This is a genomic window from Amycolatopsis sacchari (assembly GCF_900114035.1).
In the GTDB taxonomy this organism is placed as follows: Bacteria; Actinomycetota; Actinomycetes; order Mycobacteriales; family Pseudonocardiaceae; genus Amycolatopsis_E; species Amycolatopsis_E sacchari.
In genome coordinates this window covers 45718-57272 of sequence record NZ_FORP01000034.1, presented here as the reverse complement: position 1 = coordinate 57272, position 11555 = coordinate 45718, and the positions used below count along the sequence as shown (strand labels likewise).

The following is an 11555-nucleotide window of genomic DNA, read 5'->3' as shown; positions in this document are numbered from 1 at the left end:
GCGCAACCGCCACTGCCACCCAAAGCGTCACTTCGCCGTCAACTCCAAGATCCGCCGACCGGATTACCTACCCAACGTTGCTTGATGCGGCACTACAAACCCGGTCGTGCCCGCTCGAACGTGCATGTCCGAGCTGCGGTTGCGGATTTCGCGAGGCTCGAAGTGGCGGGCTGGTTGGCGTCACATCGCAGCCGTTCCTCGTTGTCCGGCCTGGCGGCCGAGTCTGCGAGCGGAAGGGGGGATACCAGGGAGATCTCGGGGCGGGAACCTGGCCGACCTGTCGTACGGGGCATGGCGGTCGATGAGGAATCGGTGTCAACTTTGCCGGAAGGCGATGTGTCCGACAGCGGGAGCGATTTGCCCGGTGTCCCGCCGCAGCGGGTCGAGTCTCGCGGTGTGAATTATCCAACCTCACCTGCAGGGCGGTCGCCCGAAGGTGCTGCCGTGTCAGCCCAGCCGTCGTCGATCGAGCAGGTGGAGATCTTCGCCGAGGCGATGACCGGTGTCTGGGAAGCGATCGTGGCAGAACTCCGCGGCACGGTTCCAGACGTCAGGGAGGTGGCGCGTCAACTCGCGCACCACGGGTGGTGTGATCTGTTCATCGGTCTCGTTCAGGTAACCGTGAAGTTCAACACCGCGCTCGACAAGATCCCGGAGCGGGGAAAGCAGTTGGTCAAGGATGCTATTCGGAAATCTTCGATGCAGAAATATCGTTCGGTAGTAACTGACGTCGTGATCGACATCATGGTCGACAAAGTCTGGGCTGCGTTCAAGGGGGCCGCGGTGGCTCAAGTCCCGTTGCTGAGTTTGTTGACCGGTGACGATGCCATCCGGTCGCTGCGGATCCTCGCCGTCTTCAGTTGTCCGGCGCCTGAGGGGCACGACGAAGTGCGTGAGCACGCGTTGAAACCACTTGCTGACGATCCGCGCGGTATCCTCGCCGCGCAGACCAGGGAGCTGCTCGCAAAGCTCTTCAAGGAGTGGACTGTGGAAGCGGTTACCTGATGGTCCCGTGCGAAGCAGATGGGACGACGTGACTGGCCTCCTGTATCGGGTAGAAGATCTCTGTCACCGGTGCATGCGTTGGATTGCCCTCGCTCATCCGGTGCCCACCCGCGGTCAGCGTTCGATGATCGAGACCTTCGGCGCGAACAAGACCCGGTAGTCGTAAGTGCTACCGTCCCCGTTGGCGTAATCTTTCATGGTTATGAAGCCCGCGGAGTTCAATATCGCCGCACTTGCGTCCAACATCGCTATTCGCCCCTTGGCGACATAGGTCAGTAGTGGGGAATTGACCGCTCCGTCGAGCACTACTTTCGTGAATTCGGGTGTTCCGGCGATGGGTGGTTCCCAGTTTAGGACAACTCCGAACGGGCGCGCGCTACATACGAGGATTTGCACCCCGGGGGACGCGACACTGAAATCTTCCTCGGCCCTCATCACTGTTGCTGGCAGGCCGAACCTTTCCAGTTCGACCTGTGCCTGGTTGGCGACCTCCGTCCAGCCCGTCATCACCTCCTCGGGTGCGCGGAAGAGTGGCTGCTCCTCGAAGGGCGGTGCCGACCAATAGAACTGGCGAGCATCAACAACGGGCATGGTGTCACTTCCTGTCGATCCGCTCGCCGTTCTTACCAGGTACCCCTGCCGCTGGGGGTGCTGATCATCATCTGTATGACAACTGTTACTCTTCGGCCGTGTTTCGGTCCTGTGGGTCGACTCCCTTCCGCGAGTTGACGACTGTATTGCCTCGCGATGAAGCCGAAGCGGTCGAAATCCAGAACGAACTCCGGCGACATGTCCACGTTGAAGATGACCTGCGTGGGCCGGTGAAAACTGCGATGGGCGTGGACGTTGCCTATCGCTTGTCGTCGGATCGAGCCTTCGGTGCCGCTGCCGTGCTCGACGTGGCCGACTTCTCCGTCGTCGAGAGCGCGGTCGCTGATGCGAACTCGGAATTCCCGTATGTCCCAGGGCTGTTCGCGTTCCGCGAAGTACCGGTCCTGGTCGAGGTGCTGCGGAAGATATCCACCGCACCTGATGTCGTCCTCTGCGACGGGAACGGTATCGCACACCCGCGGTCGTTCGGCCTTGCTTGTCACCTCGGACTACTGCTGGATCTGCCGACGATCGGCGTAGCGAAGAACCCGATGATGGGCGAGTACTCGGAGCCAGGCCAGAACCGCGGCGATCGGTCCCCGGTGCACATGAACGGCCGGGTGGTGGGGTACGTGCTGCGCACGCGCCCCGGGGTCAAACCGATTTTCGTCTCGCCCGGGCACAAAGTATCCGTCGACACGGCCGCGCAGATCGTCCTCGACCTTTCGCCGCGCTATCGGCTGCCGGAGCCCATCAGGGCCGCGGACCACGAGTCGAAGCTCGCCAGGGGTTGAGTTTTCGTTCAAGCTGATGGCATGTCGGAACAGGTGACCGCCGGACGTCGCGCTGCGCGAGCGATCCTCATCGACGACAGCGGCCGGTTGGCGTTGATCAAGCGCACCAAGCCGGGCTAGGCGCCGCACTGGACCGCGCCCGGTGGAGGCGGCTCTGCAACCGGGAACTGGTGGAGGAACTCGGCGTAAAGGCCACGGATGCGTCAGGGGTGCTCCTGTTCAGCTTGTGGGCCCCCGGATGGCGCGGCACTGCTGCACGCGGCGACGACCGCGGTGATCGGCGGGGTGCCGCTGGACCGGCTCTGGCATGCGGTGCCGGCGTATCCCACTGTCAGCGCAGGTGTGCCTTCACCGCGACGTGGTCCACTATGGACGCATCCCGGTACTTCAGGATCCCTTCGACGCCGAGCAGGAAGGTCTCGCAGACCGGCGCGGGGTCGGACAGGCAACCCGCCGCCATCGCGCCGTCGCGCAGCATGACGAAGTGCCGGGCGTGCGGCGCGGGTGTGGTCTCGCCGGTGGCGGCCATCAGCTCGGTGATCGTGTCGAGGAACCACTGCCGGTGCTTCAGGACGGCTTGGTGGACCGGGTGCTCGACGTCGGGGTACTCGGCGGCGGCGTTGAGGAACGCGCACCCGCGGAACCCCTCAGAGCGGATGCCGTCGGTGATCGTCCCGGCGACGGCCCGGACCGTGTCCGCGGGGGAGTGTCCCGCCGCGCGCACGGAGTCGATCTGGCTCCGGATCAGTTCGTCCGCGGCGGTCAGGTAGGCGACGACCAGGTCGTCCTTGCTGGGAAAGTGCCGGTAGAGCGTGGCCCGCGTGACCTTCGCCTCGGCGACGATCCGGTCGATGCCGACCGAGTGCAGCCCCTCCGCGTAGAAGAGCCGGCTGGCTGTGCCGAGCAGCCGGGCACGTGCTTCCGACACCTGGTCACCTGCTTTCTGGTCGCTCCCAGTGTACGAGGCGAACGTTCGGTCTTGATGACCGCGACGGCTTGGCGTCAGGGAGGCTTCCGGCTCCCTTCCGGCAAGGAGCCGGAAGCCTCGAGCGTCAGCTCCGGGGGTGTGGTCGTCCCGGTTTGTTTTGAGCTGACCGTGTCATCGTGCTGCATGCCCGTTCGGGTGCCGTTGGCCGGAAGCGTCCCACCGCGGCATGGTGTGTTCGGGGAGGCCGACGGGAGCGCTTGCCGAGACTAGGGCACCAGCTTTGCCGCAGCGGCGGCGAAAGCGTCGATCAGCGGCGACCGGCGCGTCGCGAGCCAAGCCAGGCACACCTGGTTCGGCCCGATGTCCTCGACCGGGATGCCGATGACGTCCGGGCGGGTGTAGAACGTCGCCGTCGACAACGGGATCACGCTGATCCCCGCTCCGGCGGCGACGAGTTCCAGTTTCTCTTCGACGCTGTTGATGCGAGGCACTTCGGGGCGTTCCGGCTTGCGCAGTTCGAGGGCGATGTCGCGCCACTCCGGGACGGCGTCGGGGTCCTGCAGCAGGTGCTCGCCGGCGAGTTCGGTGACCGACACGGACTCCTTGCCGGCCAGCCGGTGCCCGGCGGGCACCATCACGACGCGGGGTTCGGTGAACAGCGGTCGCACGGTCAGCCCGCGCTGGTCGACCGGCAGTCTGACGATGCTGACGTCCACGCGGCCGTCGTGGACGACCTCCACCTGGTCGTGCCAGCTCGTGCGCAGCAGCCGGACGCTGACGTCCGGCCGCCGCCGGACCAGTTCCTGTATGGCCGGGGTGACCACGATGCCCGGCATGAACCCCACGGTGAGCACCGGCTTCGCCTCGGCCGCGGCCGCGACCCTCCGGTGCACGGCCTCGGCCGCCGCCAGCAGGTCCCGGGCGTCGGCAAGGAGCTGTTCACCCGCCCCGGTGAGGACCGTGCTCCGGCGGTCGCGGACGAACAGCGGCGTCTTCAGCTCGTCCTCGAGGGCGCGGATCTGACGCGACAACGCCGGCTGGGCGATGTGCAGCCGCGCGGCGGCCCGCCCGAAGTGCAGCTCTTCGGCCACCGCCACGAAATATCGCAGCTTCCGCAAGTCGAAGTCCACGTCGACGCACCTCCGCTCCCGCCCATCATCGCAGGTCTGTGATGCCGTCGCGGCATCACAGCGCGCGGAACGGGTCTTGGACGCACCCCGGGTGCCCGGGTCACCGTGGAGGAGGAACGGAACACGAGTGATGGGACAGTGATGAAGATCTTCCTCACGGGCGGTTCGGGCTACATCGGCCGCGCGACGATCGGCGAGCTGGTACGGCAAGGGCACATCGTCGAGGCGCTCGCGCGCAGCGAGCGTGCCGAGGCGGCCGTGATCGCCGCCGGGGCGAGCGCGGTCCGTGGCGACCTGACCGACCTCGACGTGCTCAACCAGGCAGCGGCCCGGGCGGAAGCGGTGGTCCACCTCGCTCAGGCCACCAGCGGCGAGGAGGACCTGGCGGCCGCGACCGCGATGCAGGACGGCGTCGGGGGCGGTACCTACGTGCACACCGGCGGCAGCTGGGTCTACGGCCACACCGACGGGGTCCAGGACGAAACCGCACCGTGGAACCCGCCGGCCGTCGTGGCCTGGCGGCAGGCCGTCGAGAACGCGGTGCTGGCCCGGGCCGCCGACGGCGGACGCCCGGTCATCGTCCAGCCCGGCCTGCTCTACGGGGGCGACAACCGCCTGATCGACATCTTCTTCGTCCAGCCGGGGAAGGAAAACGGCGCGATCCCCTACATCGGCGACGGCGGCAACCACTGGGCACTGGTCCACCTCGACGACCTCGCCCGGCTGTACGTGGCGGCGTTGTCGGCTCCGGCGGGCTCGGTGTACCTCGGCGTGGGCGGGGTCAACCCGACGGCCAAGGAGGTCGCCGAGGCCTGCGCCCACGCCGCCGGGCTCGACGGGAAGACCGTCTCCCTCAGCCTCGAGCAGGCCCGCGAGCAGATGGGCCCGATCGCCGACGCGTTCGCCCTCGACCAGCAGCTCACGTCGGCCAAGGCGCAGCGCGAGCTGGGCTGGACGCCTGCGCACACCGATCCGCTGACCGAGTTCGCAGCGGGATGAGCCGGGAGTACCAACCAGGGCAGCACCGTTACGGCGGGAAAGCCGCACGGCGGTCAGCGCCGGAAGCGGTCCCACGGCCAGCGCTTGAGGTGGCCTTCGCGGCGGGCCCACGCCACGAACGCTCGCGCGTCCTCCCGGGCGTGGACGCCCTCCTGCCGCGGATGAGCCCGCGCGTACTCGGCGAACAACGCCGGAAAGCGTTCTCCGAGCAGCCGGCACTCCCGGAAGGCGAGTTTCGCCACGACGCGCCCGCGCTTCGCCCGCAGGGCCGCCGCTTCCACGTCCAGCCGGACGGGGTCGAAGCCCGGCGGCGGGGGAGCGCCGGCGAGCAGCGTACGCAGGAGGGCCGCCTGGGCCGCGGCGAGCTGTTCCCGCTGGGGCTCCGTCACGGCGGGGTCACCACCGCGCGGATCGCCGCCAGCTCGGCCGCGAGCTCGTCGTCGGTCGGGAAGTCGTCGTCGCGTTCGAGCAGGACACCAGGCGGATCGGTGCGTGCCGCCAGCTCCTCGAGCAGCTCGAGGACCTCGGGGAGGATCGGATGGGCATGCGTGTCGTGATACACCCCGTCGCGCTCGACGCCGCCCGCGATGTGCACGTACGCCAGCCTCTCCAGGGGCAGTTCGTCGAGCAGGCGTTCCGGGTCGCTGCCGAGGTTGCGCGCGTTCGCGTACAGGTTCGCCACGTCGACCAGGAGGAGGCAGCCGGTCCGCTCGGTCAGCTCGGTGAGGAACTGCGCTTCGGTCAGTTCCGCGTCCGGCCAGTCGAGCAGGGCGGCGATGTTCTCCAGCGCGAGCGGCACGGGAAGCGCTTTCTGAGCCTCGCGCACGTTCGCCACGAGCACGTCCAGCGCCTCGCGGGTGCGGGGCACCGGCAGCAGGTGCCCGGAGTCGAGGCCACCCGCCCGCACGAAACACACGTGATCGCTCACCAGGGGAGCTTCGAGGGCTTCGGCCAGCGCGGCCAGGCGCGCGACGCGCTTCACCTCGACCGGCGCGGCCCCGCCCAGCGACAGCGAAACCGCGTGCGGCAGCACGGGGAGCCCGCGTTTCCGCAGCAGCACAAGGGATTCCGGCAGCCGGTCCGGCCGCAGGTTCTCGGCGACCACCTCGGCGAAGTCCACTCCCGGCAGTCGTTCCACCGTCAGGTCGAGCTCCGGCCGCCAGCCGATCCCGACACCCAGCGCGCCCATCAGCCGCCGCACCCGCCTCCACCGCCGCACGAGGAACCGCTGCTGCACGACGAGCTGAACGACGACGAGTCGCCCCCGGAGGAGCCCGATGAGCTGGACGCACCGAGGGCCTGGGCGATGGCCTGGTTCGGATAGGCGGCGATGCCGCCGATGGCGACGGCCGCGGCCGCGCCGGTCAGACTGGGCAGTCTGACCGGGAGGTTCTTCGAGCGGTTCCGGCTGCGCATCGCGGTATGCACCTCTGCTCCGGCCCGGCTGCGCCACGGCGATCGTGGCCAGAGCGCGACGAACGTGGCGATCGCGGCGCAGACGAGCAGCAGGATCAGGTTGCCGACGGGCCGGTACAGCCGGACGCCGTTGACCAGCCGGGCGATGCCGACCCCGAGCACCACGAGCAGCGGGAGCGCGCACAGCAGCGCACGCGACCACGCCTGTGGAACGATCAGTCCGCGTTCCACGAGCGAGGCACGCGTTTCCCGTACCTCCGGATGGCGTCGCAGCGCCGAACGCACCTGGCGCAGCGATCGCTCGCCGTACTCCCGGACGTGGTCGTACACGGCGCGCGCCAGGTCGGCTTCGCTCGACTCCTTGCCGACGGCCTGGAGCCACCCGCCGCGCCGCGCCCGCAGCCGCTGGGCCTTCAGCAGCGTGGCGACCGCGGAGTCCAGCACGCGGCGCGGGCCGCCCGCGAGGTACGCGGCCTCCCGCAGGCTCAGCTTGCTCTGCGCCGGCGGGACCGGGCGCCGTGCCACCAGCCGCCGCAGCAGGAAGGTCAGCAGGATCCCGGCCACCACGGCCGCGAAGTACAGGCCGGTGAACTGCGGTCCGGACAACCCCCATGGCTCCATGCGCGGAGCCTAACCTCCGGAACGGCCGTTCCGGAGCGAAAACCCGGTGCTCGTCCCGAGCTGTGATCTTGTTGACTCGGGGACCGGGTGGGTACCCCGAGCGCATGAAGGACCATCCACGGACGAGTGCCGTGTCGCTGTTCACCGCGGTCGGCACGGTCGGGATCCTCGCCGCCGGTGTGCTCGGGCTCGTGGCGCGGCACGCGGCGCTGGGCTGGTGGCTGCTGTGGTGCGGAGCGCTGGTCGTGGTGATCGGCCTCAACGTCTGGGCGTATTTGGCGTCGCGGTGAGCACGTTCTGGCGTTGGCCACTGAAAATGCGAACGTTCGAGTCGGAGAACAGCAATTCGGCGATGACGAATCCAGAAGAGGCGATCTTCAAGGTCGACGAAGCGTTCTAGTTCTCTGGCAATCATGCTTGGTCGCAGCTGGTGGGCCGGGCGGGGCTCGAACCCGCGGCCAAGGGATTATGAGTCCCCTGCTCTAACCAACTGAGCTACCGGCCCCAGGGCACAGGGCGAGCGCACCCCGGCCGTTATGAGTTGTTCGTCAACATACCGCACGCACCCGGCTGCGCCCGACAGCGGGCGTGCCGACTGGTCCGCAGGTGGGCACGCCGACCCGCCCGCACCCGGGCGTGCCGGGCACGCCGACCCGCCCGCACCCGGGCGTGCCGGGCACGCCGACCCGCCCGCACCCGGGCGTGCCGGGCACGCGCCCCGAGCGTCAAGGCGCTGACCGCCTCCGGGCCCGCCCCGCAGGCCAACGCCACAGGCACACCAAACACCCGGGTGCGCCTCCGCGGCATCAAGCGCGGAGGCGCACCCCAACTCACCCGGCCAACCACGCCCCCGCGTGCTCCTGCGCGAACTCCGCGAACGACCTGGGCGCGTGCCCGGTCAGGTCGAGGACCGTCGTGGTCACCTGGTCCTCCCGGCCCGCTCGCACGCGGGCCTCCACCGCCACGAGGGCCTCCGCGAACGCGGCGGGCACGCCGGCCGCCTGGTAGTGCGCCGACAGCTCCCGGCTGTCCGCGTGCACCACGCGGACCGGCCGGCCCGTGTGGGCCGAGATGATCGCCGCCGCGTCTGGGTAGCTCAGCGCCTTCGGGCCGGTCAGCAGGTGGTCGCGGGGCTCCGCGGGGTCAATGTCGGAGCAGGACAGCAGCACGGCGGCCGTCGACGCGATGTCGCGCGCGTCGATCCAGCCGATGCGGCCCTCGCCGGCCGACGTGCGGATCTCGCCGTCCCGGCGGATCCGTTCGCCGAGCGGGTGCGGGCTCAAAAAATTCTGCATGAACCCCGACGGGCGCAGCACCACCCAGCCCGGCCGCGCCCGCACCTCGGCCGCCAACTCCTGCGAGTTCGGCAGCACGATGGCCGTTCCGAGCAGCACGACCCGCCGCACCCCGCGCCGTTCCGCCTCCGCCAGGAACGGGGCGACGACCGGCACCGGGTCGACGCTGTTCACCGGTGGCACCAGGAAAACCCGGTCCACGCCCTCCAGCGCGCGAGCATGCGTCGCCGGGTCGGTCCAGTCGAAGGCGACTGCGTCCGGATCACCCGCAGGCGGCTTGCGGCACGCCACCCTCGCCATGACCCCGCGCTCCCGCAACAGCCTGACCAGCGCACTCCCGGTCTTCCCAGTGCCGCCGGTCACCAGTACCGCGCTCATCGGGCGACCGACGCGAGCAACTCCGGCAGCACCCCGGCCGCCGACGCCGCGGCCAGCGGGCTCCAGTAGTCCCGGTACCGCGTGATGAGACCGTCCCGCACCGTCACCACCACGATGTAGTCCAACCGATACGGCTCCCCAGTACGAACGGTGAGCCCGGTCGCGGTCAGCTCGACCACGATCGTGTCCGGGTGATCCGTGCGGTACACCGTCAGCGCCGGGAATTCCCGCACGTCGATCCGCTCGGGGTAGTTCGCCAGGTACCGGCGGACCTCCTCGCGGCCCGTCAGCCGCCGCGGCGAGGCTCCCGCGGCGAACGGGAACTCCGCCACCCCGTCCTCCGCCCACAGGTCCGCGACCGCGTTCATGTCCTTGGCCAGCAGCAGATCCAGCATCTTCTGGACCAGGTCTTCGGGTTGAGTCATGTCATCCACAGTCACGGACCGTCCGGCACCGTGGCACACCCAGCTGTGCCACGGACTGCCAGTCCGTGGCTCGCGCCGCCGCCCCGTGCCACCATGAACGTGATGAGCAAAGGGGAACTGGCCGACTTCCTGCGACGCCGCCGGGAAGCGCTGCGGCCGGACCAGCTACCGGCGACCGGCCGCCGCCGCACCCCCGGCCTGCGGCGCGAAGAAGTCGCCGCACTGGCGGGGGTGTCGGTCAGCTACTACGAACGTCTCGAACAGGCCCGCGCACCGCGCCCGTCCCCCGAAGTGCTGGCCGCGCTCGGCACGGCGCTGCGGCTGACCGGCGTGGAACGCGAGCACCTCGCCCGCCTGGCCGGCCAGGTCCCGCCCGGGCCGGACGACGGACGCGCCGAGGTGCCCGCCCACGCCCGCCTGCTGCTGGACCGCCTCGGCCCGGTACCGGCGTACCTGGCCGACGAGCGGCAGGACATCCTGGCCTGGAACGCCGCCGCCGCCGCGTTGATCACCGAGTTCGCGGAGCTGCCCGTGGCGGAGCGCAACGTCCTGCGGATCGCCATGCGCCTGGGTGGCACAGTCTGTTCAGGACAGCCGGGCCGCTTCGCCCGGCAGTCGGCCGCGCAGTTGCGTGCGGCCAGCGCCCGCAGACCGGCCGACCGCGTGCTCGCCGAGCTGGTCAACGCCTACGCCGCACACAACCCCGAGTTCGCCGCCGGCTGGCGCGAGCACGACGTGCAACCGGTCCCGACGCTGCGCAAACGCTTGCGCCATCCCGATTTCGGCGAACTGGAGCTGGACTGCCACACGCTGCTGGTGCCCGGAACCGACCTCCGGCTGGTGATGTACACCGCGGAGCCGGGCAGCCCCAGCGCGGCCGCGCTGGCTCGCCTCAGTCCAAAGGGGACAGAGGTCACCCCGTCGTCGAAGCACGCACCATCAGCTTCGGCGTAAGCCGTTCCGGCTCGACGGTCTCGCCCGCCATCAGGCGCACCAGCAACGACAACCCCCGGTACCCCATCTCGTGCATGGGGGAGCGCACCGTCGTCAGGGGGACCGGCAGCTCGGCCGCCAGAGGAGTGTCGTTGAAGCCCACGATCCCGATGTCCTCGCCGACCCGCAGTCCCGCGTCGCGTGCCGCGCCGATGGCGCCGATTGCCGCGAAGTCGTTCACCGCGAAGATCGCCGACGGGCGTTCCGCCAGGAGCCGCTCGGCGCCGAGGCGGCCGCCGCGCGCGTCGAACGGGGTGTGGACGATGCGGGACTCCGGCACGGGGCAGCCGGCCGCCGCGAAGGCGTCCACGAAACCCGCCGTCCGGTCGATTCCCGTGCTGGCGTACGGCTCGCCCGCGATCACCGCGACCCGCGAATGCCCCAGCGACAACAGGTGTTCCGCCGCGAGCCTGCCGCCTTCGTAGTCGTCGCACGTCACCGACGGGTACTCGCCCGAGCGGCGGCTCACCAGCACGAACGGGACACCGCGAGCGGCGACGGAAGCGAGGAATTCCCCGTCGGCGTAGGCATCACCGAAGATGAGCCCGTCCACGCGGCGGCCCAGCACCATTTCGGTGCGCGCCCGCTGCACCTCCGGCACGTCCCGCGTGTTCGTGACGAACGTCGACAGTCCGTGCTCCGCCGCCGCTTCCTCGATGCCCTCGTAGATCGTCGCGAGCACGATGTCCGACAGGCGCGGCACGAGCACGCCGACGAGGTTGCTCCGCCGCGTCCGCAGGCTCGTCGCGTGCGGGTTGGGGCGGTAGCCCAGCTCGTCGGCCAGCTTGCGGATCCGCTCCACCGTCGCGCCTGACGCCGCTCGCGCGCCTTCGTCCGGCTTCGCGTGCAGCACCCGGGACACCGTGGAGACGTGCAGCCCGAGCTGGTCCGCCAGGGTGCGCAGGGTGACGGGTCGCTGCTTCTCCGTGCCCACTTCGCGCTGCCTCCCGGCGGGTTTACAGAGCCTTTCCCGATCGTAA

14 protein-coding genes and 1 tRNA gene are annotated in these 11555 nt (G+C 69.8%); 5 read left to right on the top strand and 10 right to left on the bottom strand.

All coding sequences use genetic code 11. The features are described 5' to 3' along the window. The first annotated feature begins 291 nt into the window (after positions 1-291). Positions 292-1005, top strand: a complete 714-nt coding sequence (locus BMZ92_RS33545; protein WP_143250006.1) for a hypothetical protein — start codon at positions 292-294, stop codon at positions 1003-1005. Positions 1006-1119: 114 nt separating this feature from the next. Here BMZ92_RS33545 and BMZ92_RS33540 read toward each other — a convergent pair whose 3' ends face one another. Beyond that, positions 1120-1596 carry a hypothetical protein gene (locus BMZ92_RS33540; protein WP_091516056.1) on the bottom strand — a complete coding sequence of 159 codons (477 nt, stop codon included), beginning with the start codon at positions 1594-1596 and terminating at the stop codon, positions 1120-1122. A gap of 134 nt (positions 1597-1730) precedes the next feature. Between BMZ92_RS33540 and nfi the strand changes: the two genes are divergently transcribed. Continuing rightward, positions 1731-2390: a deoxyribonuclease V gene (gene nfi, locus BMZ92_RS33535; protein ID WP_091516080.1), complete on the top strand. Its 660-nt coding sequence runs from the start codon at positions 1731-1733 to the stop codon at positions 2388-2390. Positions 2391-2721: 331 nt separating this feature from the next. Here the strand turns inward: nfi and BMZ92_RS33525 are convergent, their stop codons facing one another. Further along, positions 2722-3318 (bottom strand): TetR/AcrR family transcriptional regulator, encoded by a 597-nt coding sequence (locus tag BMZ92_RS33525; RefSeq protein WP_091516054.1) that lies wholly within the window; start codon positions 3316-3318, stop codon positions 2722-2724. 266 nt (positions 3319-3584) lie between these two features. Continuing rightward, a complete protein-coding gene (locus BMZ92_RS33520) occupies positions 3585-4448 on the bottom strand; it encodes a LysR family transcriptional regulator (protein WP_091516052.1) in 864 nt (287 codons plus the stop codon). 141 nt (positions 4449-4589) lie between these two features. Here BMZ92_RS33520 and BMZ92_RS33515 point away from each other — a divergent pair, with 141 nt between their 5' ends. Beyond that, positions 4590-5447, top strand: coding sequence for an NAD-dependent epimerase/dehydratase family protein (locus BMZ92_RS33515; RefSeq protein WP_091516050.1), 858 nt, complete (start codon positions 4590-4592; stop codon positions 5445-5447). A 53-nt stretch (positions 5448-5500) separates the two neighbouring features. Here BMZ92_RS33515 and BMZ92_RS33510 read toward each other — a convergent pair whose 3' ends face one another. Genes BMZ92_RS33510 through BMZ92_RS33500 form a run of 3 tightly spaced genes read right to left on the bottom strand, consistent with a single transcriptional unit; the run spans position 5501 to position 7484 of the window. Further along, a complete protein-coding gene (locus BMZ92_RS33510) occupies positions 5501-5836 on the bottom strand; it encodes an SCO6045 C-terminal-like domain-containing protein (protein ID WP_091516048.1) in 336 nt (111 codons plus the stop codon). Next, on the bottom strand, positions 5833-6636 hold the full coding sequence (locus BMZ92_RS33505; protein ID WP_091516078.1) for an MbnB/TglH/ChrH family RiPP precursor modification enzyme: 804 nt from the start codon (positions 6634-6636) through the stop codon (positions 5833-5835). The genes BMZ92_RS33510 and BMZ92_RS33505 overlap by 4 nt, the downstream gene beginning before the upstream one ends. After that, a complete protein-coding gene (locus tag BMZ92_RS33500) occupies positions 6636-7484 on the bottom strand; it encodes a TIGR04222 domain-containing membrane protein (protein WP_091516046.1) in 849 nt (282 codons plus the stop codon). The genes BMZ92_RS33505 and BMZ92_RS33500 overlap by 1 nt, the downstream gene beginning before the upstream one ends. A 104-nt stretch (positions 7485-7588) precedes the next feature. Here BMZ92_RS33500 and BMZ92_RS37120 point away from each other — a divergent pair, with 104 nt between their 5' ends. After that, positions 7589-7774 (top strand): hypothetical protein, encoded by a 186-nt coding sequence (locus tag BMZ92_RS37120; protein WP_143250005.1) that lies wholly within the window; start codon positions 7589-7591, stop codon positions 7772-7774. Positions 7775-7912: 138 nt separating this feature from the next. Here BMZ92_RS37120 and BMZ92_RS33495 read toward each other — a convergent pair. The 3 genes from BMZ92_RS33495 to BMZ92_RS33485 form a co-directional block, all read right to left on the bottom strand. Further along, positions 7913-7989, bottom strand: a tRNA-Ile gene (locus BMZ92_RS33495). Positions 7990-8314: 325 nt separating this feature from the next. Next, positions 8315-9157 (bottom strand): NAD(P)H-binding protein, encoded by an 843-nt coding sequence (locus BMZ92_RS33490; protein ID WP_091516044.1) that lies wholly within the window; start codon positions 9155-9157, stop codon positions 8315-8317. Next, entirely contained in the window at positions 9154-9582 is a 429-nt protein-coding gene (locus tag BMZ92_RS33485; RefSeq protein WP_091516041.1) for a nuclear transport factor 2 family protein, read from the bottom strand. Before BMZ92_RS33485 ends, BMZ92_RS33490 begins: the two co-directional genes overlap by 4 nt. Before the next feature lie 102 nt (positions 9583-9684). Here BMZ92_RS33485 and BMZ92_RS33480 point away from each other — a divergent pair, with 102 nt between their 5' ends. Beyond that, entirely contained in the window at positions 9685-10536 is an 852-nt protein-coding gene (locus BMZ92_RS33480; protein WP_091516076.1) for a helix-turn-helix transcriptional regulator, read from the top strand. On the opposite strand, the gene BMZ92_RS33475 is transcribed toward BMZ92_RS33480, so the two are convergent. Next, on the bottom strand, positions 10496-11509 hold the full coding sequence (locus tag BMZ92_RS33475) for a LacI family DNA-binding transcriptional regulator (RefSeq protein WP_245783408.1): 1014 nt from the start codon (positions 11507-11509) through the stop codon (positions 10496-10498). The two genes, BMZ92_RS33480 and BMZ92_RS33475, sit on opposite strands and share 41 nt — an antisense overlap. Positions 11510-11555: the final 46 nt, after the last annotated feature.